We start from the raw sequence: 16,557 nt of genomic DNA on the forward strand, positions 1-16,557 counted from the left end.
TTGTAACGGTCGAAATCTTCGCTTTTTCAAGCATTGAAGCCTTTAATTGACTCGTCATAGCCATGTTTTGTCTAAACTTTCTCCGATTGTCTCACTTTAGTGTAACAAGCCGTATTAATGGTTTTCGTCGATACCGTTAATCGATAAACTAGCAACAATTTTACTATTTAGAGCCTGACCCATGTTTAAAACTATTTCTAAAGGCGCTGCACTTTTTGCGGCAGTATTTGCCCTTACAGCTTGTGATAACGGCAATAGTCAGCCACAACAAGGGAAGCAGTACGAAGAGCTACCTGTTTCTCTTGCTGAATACAACCTAGCGCCAGTTACTGAAGTTTTCTCTCTAACTTGCGGCCACTGTCGTACGATGGAACAGTTCGTTCCTCAGATTGAATCGTTGACAGAACAAAAAGTTGAGAAGATGCACGTTACCTTTAACGAGAGCGCACAGATCAGCGCGATCATCTTCTACACAGCAGCAATGCAAGTTAACGGCACACCAGACAAAGCATTTATGGAAGAGCTGTTTTCGGCAGTTCAAATGGGTGCAGATGCAACAGCAGATGAGCGCCAAGCGGCCGTTGAGAAAGCATTTGAGTCTCGCAACCTAGTAAGCCCATACCAACTAGGCGACGCGCAGCAAGCAAAACTGTTTGAATACATCACCAAAGCAGAAGAGATCACAACTCGTGGTCAAATTAACTCAGTTCCAGCGTTTATCGTCAACGGTAAATACCAAGTGATCACTGGCGGTCACGAAACCGTTGAAGCTATGGCTGACACCATCAACTATCTGCTAAAACAACCAAAATAAGACAAGGAGCTACTGTGTCTAAATTTCTGTTTCCTCTTATTATTTTCGTCCTAGCGGCATTCTTTATCTACCGCACTTGGACCAACCACAAAGTGGCTGACGAGAACTTTGCGAAAGGCCAAGAATTCCTGCTTGAGAACAGCAAGAAAGAAGGTGTAATTACCACAGAGAGTGGCCTGCAATACCTAGTGCTTGAGAAAGGTACTGGTGACGTTCACCCAACCGCGACTAGCAAAGTGAAGGTGCACTACCACGGCACACTGATCGACGGCACGGTTTTCGATAGCTCTGTAGAGCGCGGCGAGCCAATCACATTCGGCCTAAACCAAGTGATTAAAGGCTGGCAAGAAGGTCTGCAATACATGGTTGTGGGTGAGAAAATCCGCCTGTTCGTACCAAGCACACTTGGTTACGGTAAAAACGGTACGGGCCCTATCCCACCAGCAAGTGTACTGATCTTTGATGTGGAACTATTGGACATCCAGTAATCCTCAGCAAGAACAAAAAACGCCGCATTGATTGCGGCGTTTTTTATTGTTTCAACTTACTTTAATCAGTAGGCAATCAAACTAATGGTCATCTCATCTTCATACTGGCCAGCAGCAGCACCAGGTACAGCTTGGTTTTGAAAGGCCATATTGAATCGAGTCTGTTTACCTTTTCGTGTATTTAATATCGTCGGTGTATCTAGCTCTAGTTTTCGGCCTTGCAAGAACGTGGTGTACGGAATTTTATGACTTGCTTTTTGAGTGTTCACCAGGTACCCATTGTTTATTGAATCCACTTCCAACCGCACTGTCGCGTTACTCAGCACATAAACGTCTATTTTGCGTGTATTTTGTTTCGTTAGATTGCCCATATCAACCGACACGCTTGTTCCCGCGACCGAAATCCAAGCATTATTTTGCGGCTCGATACGCGCTCGAACAAATGCAGGTAAAGTGTAATCTAATGATTGAAATTGATTACGTTCAGAGGTGAAGTCACCATTAGCAATGAATTCAAAATCGCCTTTGTAGAAACCTGGATCCATAACTTTCCCTTGCGGCACATGAATCCAAAATGGCACTCTTTGCGAACCTCGAACTGGTAAAACAAAGTTACCGCTCGCATTTCGATTTAAGCTTTTCTTTTGTTCATTAAGCAAGGTAGAGGTGACTTTTCCGTTTGGCCCATTGAGTACATGCTGCCAGCCGCTTTTCGCACTTATCTCAACATGACGAACACACGTGATGAGCTCTCTATCTAATGTAACATGTCCTTGGAACCAAAGAGCATTAGGCTTACTCGCTAGAGGCTTTTGAGGCATATTGTCGATGTCGACGCTATACGTTCCATCACAACTCGCATCATGATTTGGTTCGGCATTCACAATGCCAGAAAAGCTCAATGCCATTGCTGAAATCGCCGTAGCAATGGCATAAGTGTTCATTCTACTTTTCATCATATCTCCCCCATCTATATTCCTAAACAAAGCTCGAATCTTCACCTTGCTATTTAGCTAATACAGATAACTTTCCGAGATTAATCAAACTCTCTTTGGAAGCAGGAATCGTCACGCTGATTGCTGGTATTCCACTCTGAGAAATTTCCATTCGATACGTGCCAGGACGAACACCTTGGATATAGAAACGTCCTTGCTTATTCGTAAAGAAAGCAACGTCCAATTCTTCAAGAATCATTCGACCTTGAACATAAGCCAAAGGCTCACCATCGCCATCTTCAATAAATCCTGTTGCAGTATAAAAGGCATCAGACCCAATATTTAGGATATGCCCTGTCGCTGATCCTGGAGACACCTCAATCTTACCGTTACCCCAGTCGTACCCCAAAGGCGCATCTTCAACGTTATAATCCATCGCGTTACGAACAAACGGTTGAGAGACAGAAACAATACCATTGAACTGCGATGTGGCATTAGCTGTTGCTTTACCCTCCGAGTTTACATCAAGGTTCGCAGTGCCTCCCTCCAAACTTGAGTGCACATTTGCCAAAACAAATGGACCCGAGGTCACTCTTCCCCATCCCCATTGGCCATCAACCATTCCAACGGCGGTCGCTAATCGTACCGATCCTTGATACTGTTCATCATCACTCGAACGGAGTTTGTTACGAGAAACTTCGACTTCGGTTCTTAATCGGCTCGCGGTATAACTCATTTGCGCTTGTTGATTATCAATGTCCTGATCCCTCTCAGCATCGACTCGTACACCGACATCCCCAACGTAGTTATTGGCCTCATTGCTGAAATAAGCTCGACTACGTTCATCCTTGCTGTTGTAAGATAAACCTAAACGATTCGAGCTGTCTGTTGAGTACCAGCTATATTCAAACGTAAACAAAAACCGCGTGTCGCCATCCTCATATTGAGACGATTCTTCATATTCTGAGCCCACACCGATTGTGATCCCTCCCCGACGCCAATTGAATAGTCCCGTTCCACGCTTTTCGCTACTGTCTTCCTCTGTTTCCCCATAACGGCCAGATAAAGAGAAGTCGAGTTCACTGGTGATTTGCCAAAAGTAACTGGCTAGGATTTGAGTATGATCACTGTCTGGTTCGGATTCACCCCAAGGTTTACTGTTAAAATTATCGGAACGCTCGATGGCAAGTCTCAAGTTAGGAGCCTGACTGTCACCACTGCCTATCACACTATTCTCATAATCTAGTGAGGCAATCCATCCATCGCCAAAATCAGAACCACCACTCCATGAGTACCTGCCAGTCACGTTTCCTATTGGCGTTTTAACGGTTGACAACACACCTAGCACCGCGCCATCATCCGCCCCCAATCCATTGCTGCCAATGGTTAACCAGTCCGTTAAGCCATACTCGATATAACCTGTTCCAACCCAAGCATCTTCATAACCAACCGCTCGATCACCGTACTCAATAGGGCGACCGAATGAGAACGAATAATCAATAAGCCCTTGTGCTAACAGTGTGGCGTTATAAAACTGGGTAAACTGCAACACTTCTTGTTTGCCGGAAACATAGTTGACTACGACAGTAATGTCATTGGCACCATTATCTAAAATTAAGTTTTGTAAGTTATAACGCCCTGGATCTAAGCGTCCTCCCGAGACTCTTTCACCGTTGACATACAGTTCAACTTCCGCAGACTCGAGTAATACCAATTGTTGGCTACTTTGAGGGCTAATTTCTCTATCGGGTTGCAAGTCAGAGTAACGACTTTCTATTGATATGCCACCAAGTGACAAACTGTAAAGGTGACCGGATTCACCGCTGACCACATCGCCTGCTGAAAATCGTACCGGGACATTTGGCCTATCGTGAAAAGCGACCCACTCTCCACGATAAAACTCTGTACTTTCGTCGGTTGCTTCAAGGTAATTTGCTAAGAGGAAATTTACCCCCTCTGCTCCGCCAATGTTTGCTTGAGATAACCAATCTAAAGATGAGTTCCAACTTTCACTGTCATCTTCCCAGTAATGGTTGTAGGTGAGATTAAAGCTATTTAACCAACTCACATAGCCGCTCTCACTCGGTTTAAAAAGCGGATAACCTGATGATAAATTTATGTCAGTTTCGTTTAGAATTTCAGAATCTAACGTCGCTTGTAGGACCAACAATTCAGGGTTGAGTGATATAGAAACCCCTTTCGCATTCAGTGTTTCAACCGTGACATAGTCCGAACCACTTTTTGGGGTATTTTCCTGCCACCACTTCGCGGTGATGCGTTCGCCTAACACGCTATTCAATCCAGAGATAGAAACACCAACCAGTGACATGCCATTAATTTCAACAGGCAAGTCTCCGAGCTGTGTCTCTCCATAGACTAAAGGAAGAGAGAGTCGATAAACGCTTCCCCAAGCCGAAATGGAAATAAAAATCGTAATGACAATAAATACTGACCGCCACATAATCGACCTACGTTATTGAAAGGTGTGACGTTATTGAGTAAAAAGAGACTCTGCGTTTACTTTCACTTGCTGGTTTGGAACCAGATACTGCATTGGAAGCAAAGATTCTAATTGTTCCCAATTCCAAACTTTCTTTTGACCATTCCATTCAACCGAGTAACTGTGTCTACTCAACTCTAGAATACTTGTTCCAGTATTGCTGATTACTAATTCTGGCGTATTTTTGCTATTCGTGTTTACCGCACTGGTAAAGTCATCTTTTGCGCTTTGAGGCGAGACGAACACCAATGCCCCAATACGAAATAGCATCTGAATTGCATCTTTCTCTGACTCTGATTTGAGTGGTAATTGAGTCACGATAAGACGATAAGATTCGGCGAACTGCTTCGGTGCGCCAATGTATTGCACTTTAATTGTTTGGGACTTACCTGGTGGAATTAAAATCTGTGGTGGGAAAACCATTAGGTCATCAGTATCAAGCAGAGTCTCTTCATTATTAAATTGGACACTACGTTTACTGGTTGTCATCTCTAATGGCAAAGGAACCAAAGATGTATTGGTCACTTTAAAAAACGTCGAAGTCCCTTTTCCAATATCATCAACACCTTGCACCATTGGGAAAAGCTCAAAAGCCAACACTTGGATTGGCATTAGGATAATAGAGATAACGAGCAGTCTTATAGTTTTCATAAAGCACCTCAGATTGGGGAGACTGCTCTCCCCAATAGCTTTAACTATTTATTACATGTGGAATAGTGATACATACATTGCACCGCTGTACTCACCCCAACGTGCGCCCGCTTGAGGGTTAGATTCAATTGTCAGTGTATGTTCGCGGTTCATTTTCTTGTTAATTTTATTACTAATCTTAACTTCTTTAACAATACGGGCATCTACTGTAGATACGCCTTTTTTCTTCGTTGAAGTTGTTCCTTTAAAGGTGTACTTCATTGGGATTTCGTCGCCATTTGAGTTCACGAAATCAAATGGGTCAACATACATTGTTCCTTTGTTACCGTACGAGTTACACCATGCTTTAAATTTGAAAGTATGAGTATCTTTATCTTGAGCAAGGTCGAACGTAAGTTCTTTCAGACTATTATCTGCTACCATTTCACAACGCTGTGGTACTTCGCCTTTAAATTTCACATAAAAGTCAGCACGGCCATCATCAGTACCTACGGTCCAATCATTTGCTACTGCACCCACTGAAAATAGCACTGCCATTGCTGCGATACTTGCTAAACGTTTCATGATTGTTCTCCTTTACATTTATTCCTTCGGTATAAGTCAAAAAGTTGATTGGAAATTACAATGTAAATTTACGCTCAAAGCATTTTTTTACCATCAGTCATCTGACCAGAAAGAAACAAATAAAGGATGAGGAAAGACCAACAAATACCTTAAATTGATTTAGAACAACAATTAAAACCTTTATTCCATCATTAAAGCGCCTAATTGAGATCGACTTTGTTTTCCTGTTTTACTCAAAATATGTGATACGTGAGTCTTAATCGTGCTCAAACTCACATTTAATTGTTCGGCTATTTCCTTATTGGAGTAACCTTGGAGCAAATATAGAAACACTTTTTGTTCTTTACCTGACAACTCATACTTAGTCCCTACCATTTCCATAGACAAACCGTTATGAACCTGCCCCCTCACTATATTTCTTAGAGAATAAGACATCGCTTCGCGACTAAACCACAATTGTCCAGAAGTCACCATTCTCGTAGCTTTGTGCAAAAGTTCTAACGTCATCTCAGATTCCAAAAGGCCACACCACCCCATTGAAATCAGCCCTTTAACACCTTCCAAATCTTGCTTAGTTGCGTTTGCTAATATCCAAGCCCCGCCACGAGTAATAGGAGATATTAAATGGAGAGAAGGATTACCTAATGTCGTCCGGTCATAAATAACCAAATCATTTTCGTTCAGTTGCCAAAGTTTATTGACAGAAGCTTCAATAAAAAAGTTGTACGTTTTAAAACTATGAGAAAGCCCTGCAATTACTAACTTAGACCACTCGGGATTTTCAGATACAACAAAAACCTTTTGTGAGTTCGCCATAATGCATCTCGTTCAGAATTATAATAATAAACACTTGCTAACCAACAAGGTTGCATATTTATATTACTTTATTATCAGCCGGATATTTTGATTATCTTCACAATATAGTTTTATTTATCCTTTTGTCATTTTCATGATTTTATTAAATGAAACGCAAAATTATAAAAAACGCCGCATCGATTGCGGCGTTTTTTATTGAATGAGCTCTTCTGAGCAATGGCGAATTAAGCCTTTGGATAAAAGACCAACTTATCCCCTTCTACCATCACACAATCCATGCCTGCAGCGTGAGCGGCTTTCTTGCCTAACTCGGTATCTTCAAACACCACACAGTCTTGTGCGCTTAAGCCAAGTTGTTCTGCGGCCATAAGGAATGTATCTGGGAAAGGTTTGTGGTTTTCAACGTCCGTCGCTGTTACCACAGCATTAAGCTTCTTCAAGATGCCTGCTTTTGCTAATAGACGCAGTGCACTGTCACGTTGGCTACCGGTTCCAACTGCGATTTTCTTATTACCTAGATGTTCATCCAATACGATGTTGGTACACGAGATGATTTCCCCGTGTTGTTCCATCTCTGCAAACGTGTCCATTTTGAAGCGAGACACGGTTTTAGGATCGAGAGACAAACCGTGTTGACGGTTCACTTCGCCAACGATTTTGAAGCTTGGCATGCCACCTAAACTGTGCAACCAATCTTGGTTGAAAGGGAAATCGAAACGATCTGCCGTCGCTTGCCACGCTGCTAGATGCGCTGGCATGGTGTCGATTAAGGTGCCGTCCATATCGAAAATCAACCCTTTATAGGGGCTTAAATCTATCGTATTCATGTCAATTCTTCTATTTGTACATCTCTGATGGTAATTTATCAGCCATTACAACATTCCTTATTGGCATTTAGTAAACATGCTCAAAATTTCGAACTCCGTCACAATTCAAGATTGGGAAATCCAATTATCTCCCATCAGGGCTCAAGGAAGTGGTGGGCAAAACGTTAATAAGGTATCGTCCGCGATACATTTGCGCTTTGACGTACGTCATTCCACGCTGCCGGAATTCTATAAAGAGCGATTACTTGCCCTTTCTGACAGCCGAATATCCAAAGATGGCGTAATCATCATCAAAGCACAACAGTTTCGGACGCAAGAGCAGAACAAAGAAGACGCACTAAATCGATTACAAGCGTTAATACAATCTGCAAGCCGGCAAGAAAAGAAGCGTATTAAAACCAAACCAACTCGCGCTTCGCAACGTCGTAGACTTGATAGCAAAAACAAGCAAGCGACAAAAAAACAGCAACGCCAAAGAGTGCTGTATTAACAAACGTCAGAGCTAGCCATTGGGAACCTTTTTGGGCTCCTTACTTTAGTCAACTATTCAGGACAAACTTTATGACTATTAGGCACAAGCTCTACTCCTTAGGAGTGATCGCCATTCTGGGCATTATGGCCCTGCTGGGTACCTCGTCACACTTCGCTAACCAAAGCCAAGAACTCGGCCATGCCGTTAAGCTCGTTGGTGATTTAGAGATTCGTCTCCTTAACTTACGCCGTAATGAAAAAGACTTCTTACTGCGTAGTAACATCAAGTACCTTGATAAGTTCGATGGTAACGTCGATAAGTTCTTGGTGATTGAACAAGAATTGGCTGGCATCCTTAACCGTTATGACCTCCCTTCTAGCCACCAATTCAAACAAGACTTATTGGCCTATCAAAAAGGTTTCCAGACTTTAGTTTCTGCTTACGGACGTTACGGTCTAGATGCGGAAAGCGGCTTATGGGCGACTTTTGAGCGAGAGCTTTCTGCTGCAGAGCAAAATGCTGATCATCAACAAGTCATGGCTCTGACTAAATTCTCAGAACTTGTTAAAGCCGGTGAAATGGACGAAAGCCTTCTACAAGGCCTATACGTACCTGCTTTGATTGAAAGTGCGCGTCAGCTTGCTGCGCAAAAGCAAACTATTGGTGTGGCTTACAATAAAGGTTTATTGGGTGATACTCGTGCTTTATCACACACAGTAGAACAACAGTTTAAAACCTTTTCATCTGCCCTGAGCGACGCAGCACAAGCTCGAGATAGCCAAAACAACTTGGTGAAACAAGTCATCACAGCGGTGGTGTTGGTCATCATCTTTGCCTTGATCTTCCAAATCTCACGTTCGATCAATACTCGCGTTAGCAGCTTGCTCACCACTATTAAAAACATTAGTGAAAGCAACAACATGGGCCTGCGCTCTGAACTTGCAGGGAAAGATGAACTGGCGGACATCAGCCATCACTTAAACGATCTATTAGACAAACTTGAACACCTTATCCACGGGACACAAGAGAAGTCAGCGCAACTATCGGCGAGTACAGACAACATGCACCGTGAGCTAGAAGGCGTAATGGAACAATTCCATGCCCAAGCCGATCATACTTCGTCGATGGCAACAGCCGTTCAGCAAATGGTCGCAACCATTGGTGAAATCTCTGAAAGCACCTCTGTGGCAGTAGAAGGCGTTCACCAAGCAGCAAACAATGCAGAACAAGGTCGTACCGTTGTCGAGACGACAGTTTCGAATGTCGGCCAGTTGACCGGTATTCTTTCAAACAGTCAGCAGTCCATTGGCTCTCTCAACGAGCACGTGGCGAAGATTGGCGGCGCAGTAAATATCATCCAAGATATCGCTGAACAAACTAACCTACTCGCGCTTAACGCAGCGATTGAAGCAGCACGTGCCGGAGAACAAGGTCGCGGCTTCGCTGTAGTGGCCGATGAAGTACGTGCACTGGCAAGTCGCACTCATCAATCGACAGAAGAAATCACCCGCGTGGTGTCTGATATTCAATCTCAGATGTCGATGGTGGTATCTGATATCGACCAGTGTAATGATCAGGGTCAGCAAACCCTACAAGCATCGGAGAAGCTAGATTCAAGCCTTCAACAAATCATCGCAGACATGCACGCAATTCAAGGCAACTCTGAGCGCATCGCATCAGCCATTGAAGAGCAAGGCATCGTGATGAATCAGGTGAGCGATTCGATTACTGAGCTAAACGTGATTTCAGAGAACAACATGCAATCAGCACAAGAATGCTTACATGAGGTGAACTCTGTTTCAGCTCAAGCCCATGAAATGGATGATGCTGTTGCTGAATTCAAAACACGCAGCGTGTAATCTACCTTCCCTCGCAATCATTATTGCTAGATAAACAAAAAGCCCGAAGCACTCTCATGCTTCGGGCTTTTTCTATCTGAGGAAACTCAGTGCTTAATCATCATCAAGAGGAACAAGCTTGGTGCTACCGCCGTGGATCTTCTCACGCTTTCTCTGTACCAGAGCGTAGAAGCCTGGGATCAGGAAGGTACCCGCTAGAAGTACACACAACAGACCACCGATTAGGGAAATACCCAACGAGTTCTGACTCACGTGACCCGCACCGGCTGCGAAGATAAGCGGGAAGATACCCAAGATGAACGACCAAGAAGTCATGTTCACCGCACGGAAACGAAGCTTACCACCTTCTACTGCCGCATTATCAATATCCACATCTTTCTCTTCACGCTCTTGTTTGGCGAATTCCACAATCAGGATTGCGTTCTTCGCCGCGAGCGCTATGAGCAAGACGAGACCTATCTGAGCGTACAAGTTGAGTGGCGTTCCGGTTAAGTTCAATGCGAGGAAGGAACCTAACGTTGCCACAGGTACCACAAGGATGATCGCCAGAGGGATACTCCAACTCTCGTACTGAGCCACCATGAACAAGTAGATAAAGATCAATGCCAACGCAAACGCGTAGATTGCTTGGTTGCCTGCCAGTACTTCTTGGTAAGCCATACCCGTCCATTCATAAGTGTATCCTTGCGGTAGCACTTCAGCTGCGACACGCTCCATCGCTGCTATCGCATCACCACTTGAATAGCCCGGTGCTGGTTGGCCTTGAATGATCGCACTACGGTACATGTTGTAACGCCATGCCACATCTGGCTCAAACACTTGCTCGTAACTTACTAGCGTGCTCAGCGGCACCATATCGCCACTTGAAGAACGAACGTGGAAACGCTCCAGATCGTCCATGCTGCTGCGATGCTCACTGTCTGCTTGCATGGTTACGCGGAAGTTCTTACCAAACATGGTGAAGTCGTTCACGTACAACGAACCAAGGTTACCTTGCAGTGTTTGGAAAATTGACGACAGTGGGATACCCAACTGCTGTGCTTTTTCACGGTCAATATCCACATAGTAATGTGGTACGTTTGCACGGAAAGTACTAAAGGTATAAGCGATTTCTGGCGCTTGGTTAGCAGCCTGAATCATTTCACCCATTACCATCGACAAATCAGTACGGCTACGACCTAGGGTATCTTCCAATACAAACTCGAAGCCCGACGCTGCGCCCATACCCGGTACTGCAGGAGGCCCCATCGCGAATACTACGGCTTGAGGCAGTTCCATCGCAGCACGGCCGTTGATGCGGTTTGCAATTGCGTTAGCAGCGTGTTCACCGTCAAGCGAGTTTCGCGTGTCCCAATCATGCAGTTTGATAAACAGAGACGCACCGTTTGATGCTGCTGCACCCGTCATGAATGAGTAACCATTCGCAACGGTTACGCCATCTACACCCGGCTCTTGTTCAACCATCTTCATCAGTTCATTGGTTACTTCCTCGGTACGAGAAAGCGACGCCGAATCCGGAAGCTGAACGTTCACCAACAAGATGCCTTTATCTTCTTGAGGAACAAACGCCGTTGACGTTGTTTTCGCGAAGAACGTTACTGCCGCAACCGCCACGAAGAAGAAAGCAATCAGCAACATAGACTTCTTAACCAAGAAGCCCGCAATTTGACCGTAACGCGCAGTTACGCGCTCTAGACCACGGTTGAACGCTTGGAACCAGTTTGCTGTGTTGCCGCCACCCTGCTTCAGTACCAACGAACATAGTGCTGGAGACAGAGTTAGTGCGTTAATAGACGAGATAACTACTGAGATACAGATCGTCAATGCGAACTGACGATACATGATGCCAGTAATACCCGGAAGCATTGCTACTGGTAGGAATACCGCCAATAGAACCAAGGTCGAAGTAATGATTGGGCCCGTTACTTCTTTCATCGCCAGCAACGTTGCTTTACGCGGTGAAATAGTTGGGTCTTTCGCCATGGTGGTATCCACGTTTTCGATAACCAGAATCGCGTCATCTACCACGATACCGATGGCTAGGATCAAACCGAATAGGGTTACCGTGTTGATGGTAAAGCCCGTCGCCTGCATGATGGCGAATGTACCGATAAGGGATACCGGAATCGCAACAACCGGAATCAAGGTTGCACGCGCACTACCAAGGAACAGGTAGGTTACCGCGATTACCAGCAAAATAGCTTCAATCAGCGTTTTCACTACGCCCTTGATCGACTCAGCAACGAATACCGTCGTATCGTAACTGGTCTCGTAAGCCATGCCTTCAGGGAAGTTCGTGCTTAAGCGCTCAAGCAAGTCCATAACCGCTTGGCCACTTTCCAGTGCGTTTGCGTCTGACTGTAGTGACAGAGCAACAATCGACGCGTCTTGACCACGGAACTTACCGTTACCATCGTAGAACTTCTTACCAAGCTCAACACGAGCTACGTCTTTTAGGTATACCGTAGAGCCATCTGGGTTTGCGCGAAGTACTACATCCTCAAACTCGCTCACGCTCTCAAGACGACCTTTGGTCACTAAGTTGAACTGAACTTCTTGAGGGTTATTGTACGGCGCAGCACCGATACGACCTGCCGCTACCTGTACGTTCTGTTCCGCCAATGCCGAGTAAACGTCAGTTGTCGTGAGATTCAGGTTAGCCATCTTTTCTGGGTCTAACCAAACACGCATCGCGTATTCACCACCACCGATAACGTTAACTTCACTGATGCCTTTAACACGCGCCAGCTGATCTTTTACGTTCAGGTTGATGTAGTTGATAAGGAACTTGTCATCGTACTTACCGTCAGGTGAGTAGAAGTTCAGAACCATCAACAAGTCAGGAGAACGCTTTTTCACCGTTACGCCTACCATGCGCACTTCTTGAGGCAGTTTGGACTCAATCTGTGATACACGGTTTTGCACGTTAACCTGCGCCATGTCTGGGTCAGTGCCTACATCGAAGGTAACGTTTAGGCTGTAAGAGCCATCGTTCGCGCTCTTAGAAGACATATAGATCATGTCTTCTACACCGTTAACGGAGGTTTCTATCGGGTCGGCTATTGCCTGTTCCACAACCTCTGCACTTGCACCCGTGTAGAATGCGGTCACGCTCACCGATGGCGGGCTGATTTTTGGATATTCAGCAACTGGCAAGATCGCTAAAGAGATGGCACCTGCCAACGTCAATATGATCGAAATAACCAATGCGAATTTTGGTCTTTGAATAAAGAAACGACTTAACATTACGCCTCCTACTGCTTGTCTTCAGCAGGAGATTGAATGCGCACTTCTACACCGTTACGTACACGTTGCAGACCCTGTGTAATTACAGTGTCGCCTTGTTCCAAACCTTCATTGATGATGATACCTTGCTCTACTTGAGGACCAAGTTTCACGTTGCGACGCTCTGCAACATTGCCTTCAGTCATCACCATTGCGAAGTCGCCCTCTAGGTCAGTTTGCACAGCACGACGAGGAATCACGATAACGTCTTTCGCGTTTTTATCACGTAAGTTCACTTTAATGTGCTGACCAGGAAGAAGTTGTTGTTCTGGGTTTGGTACCAATGCGCGCATCGCAATCGTACCTGTTTGGGTATTGATACGGTTGCCCAAGAAGTCTAACTGACCTAGGTGCTCAAAGTACTCACCGTTTTCCAGTTCAAGTTGAACTTCTACACCACTCGACTCATCACTGCCGTCACCCTTGATGCGGTCCATACCAAGCGTTAAACGCTCACGCTCACTAACACTGAATGAAGTATGCACTGGATCTAAGCTAACAAGCGTTGTCAGAATGCCAGAAGAAGGAGAAAGCAGGTCACCCGTACTTACTTTACTGTCGCTGATGCGGCCGCTAAATGGCGCACGAATTTGTGTGTAAGAAAGGTTTACTTCCGCAAGCTTGAGTTGAGCGTTTGCCGCTTCTAACTCGGCACGCGCGCCAAGAAGAGTGGCCGTTAACGCATCAAATTCAGATTGAGAAATACTGCCACGTGGCAACAAGTTCTTACCTCGTTCGTGGTCAAGTTCCGCTTTCTTCAAGGCAGCTTTAGCTTGAGCTAAGGCCGCTTTTGCACTCGCCACTTGCGCTTCAAAAGAAGAAGGCTCGATGGAGTAAAGCAGTTGTCCTTTCTCGACCATTTGACCTTCATCAAAATGGCGAGCTTCAAGATAGCCAGAGACTTGTGCCGTGATATTTGTATCTTCTACTGCTTCAATGCGGCCGATGTAAGATTTGCTCGGCTGGTAGTCGATAATTGTGACATCTTGAGTCACAACAAGAGGAGCTTGGCCCCCCTTCTGGGCATTGTTTGCTTCTCCGCATCCTGCGAGGATAGCTGTTGCCGCCATTAATGCGACGAGTGGTTTCTTTTGCATGTATATACCGTCTTTATAGAACAGGATTCGTTTGACAATACCCTAACCTTACAGGGTGCTTTGTCCGAAAACTTTAAAGGAAACCGGGGAAAGTGTATCAAAGTGTAAGCCAATGAAACGACTCGCAAACATCGTAATTAGCAGGCTATATTTGTTGCGATCCTGTGCTCGAATCGCAATGAAAGTCGTGTAAATGTTGTGGGTTAGAGAACGGAGATTATTTGCACAAAGATAGGCCGATAACCTACTAAAACGAAAACTTCGTAAGCGCAGCGTATGATTTGACTATTTTTTTAAACAAAATGCGTTATCATGCAAGTAATTCAAAGCTTTCGACCGAGAGGATTACTATGATTTCTAAATGGGAGAAACGTTTTTACCAAATGGCTGAGCTTGTGGCGTCTTGGAGTAAAGATCCATCAACACAAGTTGGCGCGGTAATCACTAAAAACAACCGCATTGTCTCTGTTGGCTTTAACGGCTACCCACACGGTGTTTCCGACAGTGTGGATACAGATGAACGTGAACTGAAGTATCTAAAAACGTTGCACGCTGAAGAGAACGCGATTTTGTTCTCTAAACGCGATTTAGACGGTTGTGATATTTGGGTTACCCACTTCCCTTGCCCGAACTGCGCAGCGAAAATCATTCAAACAGGCATTGCACGCGTAAGTTGCCCTGAACAATCTGAAGATTTCTTATCTCGTTGGGGCGACAAGATTCAAGTGAGCCAAGACATGTTCGACCAAGCAGGTGTGGAAGTAAACTGGCTACCAATCAGCGAAATCGAAGAGAAAAGCGTTCGCTAAGCTATCACTGAGCTTTTGTTTGAACACTCAGACAACCATAGCTCGAAAGACAAATGAAAAAGCCCAGACACGCGTCTGGGCTTTTGTTTATTTAAATGGTGAGGTTAACCAGCTGTAAGATTAACCGTGTTTCTTCGCCGTTAGTTCTGCAATCTTAACGATCACTTGTACCGACTTCTCCATCATCTCCACAGAGATAAACTCATGAATACCGTGGAAGTTGTAACCTCCAGTGAAGATGTTTGGACAAGGTAAGCCCATGAACGACAAACGCGCGCCATCTGTACCACCACGAATTGGCTTAATCAGAGGTTCAACATCGCACGCTTCCATCGCTTGCTTCGCTAAGTCGATAATGTGAGGGTATGGCTCAACCATTTCACGCATGTTGTAATAGCTGTCTGTTAACTTCAACTCAACCGAACCGTGTTTCAAGCCTGCGTTCATGTCATCAACGAGCTTCTGCATAAAGGCTTTGCGGTTTTCCAGACCTTCACGGTCGAAGTCACGGATGATGTAACCTAGCTCACTGCGAGCGACACCAAGTTCACCAGATTTTAGGTGGAAGAAGCCTTCATAGCCTTCTGTGGTTTCTGGCGTTTGATCTTCTGGCATTTGCACTTGGAATTTAGCCGCCAAGTTCATTGCATTAACCAATTTACCTTTTGCTGTGCCTGGGTGAACGCTCACGCCATGGAAAATAACGTCTGCACTGGTTGCGTTGAAGTTTTCGTATTCCAACTCACCTTGCGGGCCACCATCAATGGTGTAAGCCCACTCAGCACCAAACTTCTCAACATCAAACAAGTCAGCACCACGGCCAATCTCTTCGTCGGGAGTAAAACCAATACAGATGTCACCATGTGGGATTTCTGGGTTTTCAATCAACATTGCTACCGCAGAGAGAATCTCTGCAATGCCCGCTTTGTTGTCAGCGCCAAGAAGCGTTGTGCCATCTGTGGTAATCAGGTTGTGGCCATGAAGCTCGTGCAAATCTGGATACTGCACCGGAGAAAGCACTTCATCACCTAGACCAAGTGCGATATCGCCACCTTGGTAATCTTCAATAAACTGTGGTTTTACGTTCTTACCTGAAGCATCAGGAGCCGTGTCCATGTGTGCGATAAAACCAATCGCCGGTACATCATAATCAACGTTAGATGGCAGTTTAGCCATTAGGTAGCCATTGTCACTCAAGGTCACATTGCTTAAACCAAGTTCAATCATTTCTTTTTTAAGCTGCTGAGCAAATACAAGTTGCCCGCCGCTGCTTGGGCAAGCTGATTCGTGGGGATTAGATTGAGTATCGAACGTGACGTAGCGAAGAAATCTTTCAACTAAATGCTTCATAATTATTCTCATTGTTTTGAGCGAAGGATGCCACGCACAGGGATGTAAGGTGTGCGAGGATCCTATCCAACATGGTTCGACAAGCCATGT

14 protein-coding genes are annotated in these 16,557 nt (G+C 45.0%); 5 read left to right on the forward strand and 9 right to left on the reverse strand.

All coding sequences use genetic code 11. The features are described from left to right. Positions 1 to 181 precede the first annotated feature (181 nt). Together ACLIIY_RS27010 and ACLIIY_RS27015 are read left to right on the forward strand one after the other, a co-directional pair. On the forward strand, positions 182 to 814 hold the full coding sequence (locus ACLIIY_RS27010) for a thiol:disulfide interchange protein DsbA/DsbL (RefSeq protein ID WP_434528904.1): 633 nt from the start codon (positions 182 to 184) through the stop codon (positions 812 to 814). Between the two features lie 14 nt (positions 815 to 828). Next, positions 829 to 1,302: an FKBP-type peptidyl-prolyl cis-trans isomerase gene (locus ACLIIY_RS27015; RefSeq protein ID WP_020194145.1), complete on the forward strand. Its 474-nt coding sequence runs from the start codon at positions 829 to 831 to the stop codon at positions 1,300 to 1,302. A gap of 65 nt (positions 1,303 to 1,367) precedes the next feature. Here the strand turns inward: ACLIIY_RS27015 and ACLIIY_RS27020 are convergent, their stop codons facing one another. The 6 genes from ACLIIY_RS27020 to ACLIIY_RS27045 form a co-directional block, all read right to left on the reverse strand. After that, positions 1,368 to 2,261: a hypothetical protein gene (locus tag ACLIIY_RS27020; protein WP_434528905.1), complete on the reverse strand. Its 894-nt coding sequence runs from the start codon at positions 2,259 to 2,261 to the stop codon at positions 1,368 to 1,370. A 46-nt stretch (positions 2,262 to 2,307) separates the two neighbouring features. After that, positions 2,308 to 4,698 carry a fimbria/pilus outer membrane usher protein gene (locus ACLIIY_RS27025; protein WP_434528906.1) on the reverse strand — a complete coding sequence of 797 codons (2,391 nt, stop codon included), beginning with the start codon at positions 4,696 to 4,698 and terminating at the stop codon, positions 2,308 to 2,310. A gap of 30 nt (positions 4,699 to 4,728) precedes the next feature. After that, on the reverse strand, positions 4,729 to 5,388 hold the full coding sequence (locus tag ACLIIY_RS27030) for a fimbria/pilus periplasmic chaperone (RefSeq protein WP_334543211.1): 660 nt from the start codon (positions 5,386 to 5,388) through the stop codon (positions 4,729 to 4,731). Positions 5,389 to 5,439: 51 nt separating this feature from the next. Continuing rightward, positions 5,440 to 5,952, reverse strand: a complete 513-nt coding sequence (locus tag ACLIIY_RS27035) for a hypothetical protein (protein WP_434528907.1) — start codon at positions 5,950 to 5,952, stop codon at positions 5,440 to 5,442. A gap of 180 nt (positions 5,953 to 6,132) precedes the next feature. After that, positions 6,133 to 6,768, reverse strand: coding sequence for a response regulator transcription factor (locus tag ACLIIY_RS27040; protein WP_434528908.1), 636 nt, complete (start codon positions 6,766 to 6,768; stop codon positions 6,133 to 6,135). A 224-nt stretch (positions 6,769 to 6,992) separates the two neighbouring features. Continuing rightward, a complete protein-coding gene (locus tag ACLIIY_RS27045; protein WP_020194144.1) occupies positions 6,993 to 7,595 on the reverse strand; it encodes a beta-phosphoglucomutase family hydrolase in 603 nt (200 codons plus the stop codon). Between the two features lie 76 nt (positions 7,596 to 7,671). Between ACLIIY_RS27045 and arfB the strand changes: the two genes are divergently transcribed. Further along, positions 7,672 to 8,085 (forward strand): alternative ribosome rescue aminoacyl-tRNA hydrolase ArfB, encoded by a 414-nt coding sequence (gene arfB / locus ACLIIY_RS27050; protein ID WP_032802102.1) that lies wholly within the window; start codon positions 7,672 to 7,674, stop codon positions 8,083 to 8,085. Positions 8,086 to 8,156: 71 nt separating this feature from the next. Beyond that, on the forward strand, positions 8,157 to 9,926 hold the full coding sequence (locus tag ACLIIY_RS27055; protein WP_434528909.1) for a methyl-accepting chemotaxis protein: 1,770 nt from the start codon (positions 8,157 to 8,159) through the stop codon (positions 9,924 to 9,926). A 93-nt stretch (positions 9,927 to 10,019) separates the two neighbouring features. On the opposite strand, the gene vmeZ is transcribed toward ACLIIY_RS27055, so the two are convergent. Both vmeZ and vmeY read right to left on the reverse strand, forming a co-directional pair. Continuing rightward, complete coding sequence (gene vmeZ, locus ACLIIY_RS27060; RefSeq protein ID WP_199482181.1) at positions 10,020 to 13,172, reverse strand: multidrug efflux RND transporter permease subunit VmeZ; 3,153 nt, start codon at positions 13,170 to 13,172, stop codon at positions 10,020 to 10,022. Between the two features lie 8 nt (positions 13,173 to 13,180). Next, positions 13,181 to 14,308 carry a multidrug efflux RND transporter periplasmic adaptor subunit VmeY gene (gene vmeY / locus ACLIIY_RS27065; protein ID WP_434528910.1) on the reverse strand — a complete coding sequence of 376 codons (1,128 nt, stop codon included), beginning with the start codon at positions 14,306 to 14,308 and terminating at the stop codon, positions 13,181 to 13,183. Positions 14,309 to 14,658: 350 nt separating this feature from the next. Between vmeY and ACLIIY_RS27070 the strand changes: the two genes are divergently transcribed. Continuing rightward, on the forward strand, positions 14,659 to 15,117 hold the full coding sequence (locus ACLIIY_RS27070; RefSeq protein WP_005435882.1) for a dCMP deaminase family protein: 459 nt from the start codon (positions 14,659 to 14,661) through the stop codon (positions 15,115 to 15,117). Between the two features lie 120 nt (positions 15,118 to 15,237). Here the strand turns inward: ACLIIY_RS27070 and pepT are convergent, their stop codons facing one another. After that, on the reverse strand, positions 15,238 to 16,467 hold the full coding sequence (gene pepT / locus ACLIIY_RS27075) for a peptidase T (RefSeq protein WP_009704745.1): 1,230 nt from the start codon (positions 16,465 to 16,467) through the stop codon (positions 15,238 to 15,240). Positions 16,468 to 16,557: the final 90 nt, after the last annotated feature.

The organism is Vibrio sp. K4, assembly GCF_051122595.1.
Taxonomy (GTDB): domain Bacteria; phylum Pseudomonadota; class Gammaproteobacteria; order Enterobacterales; family Vibrionaceae; genus Vibrio; species Vibrio owensii.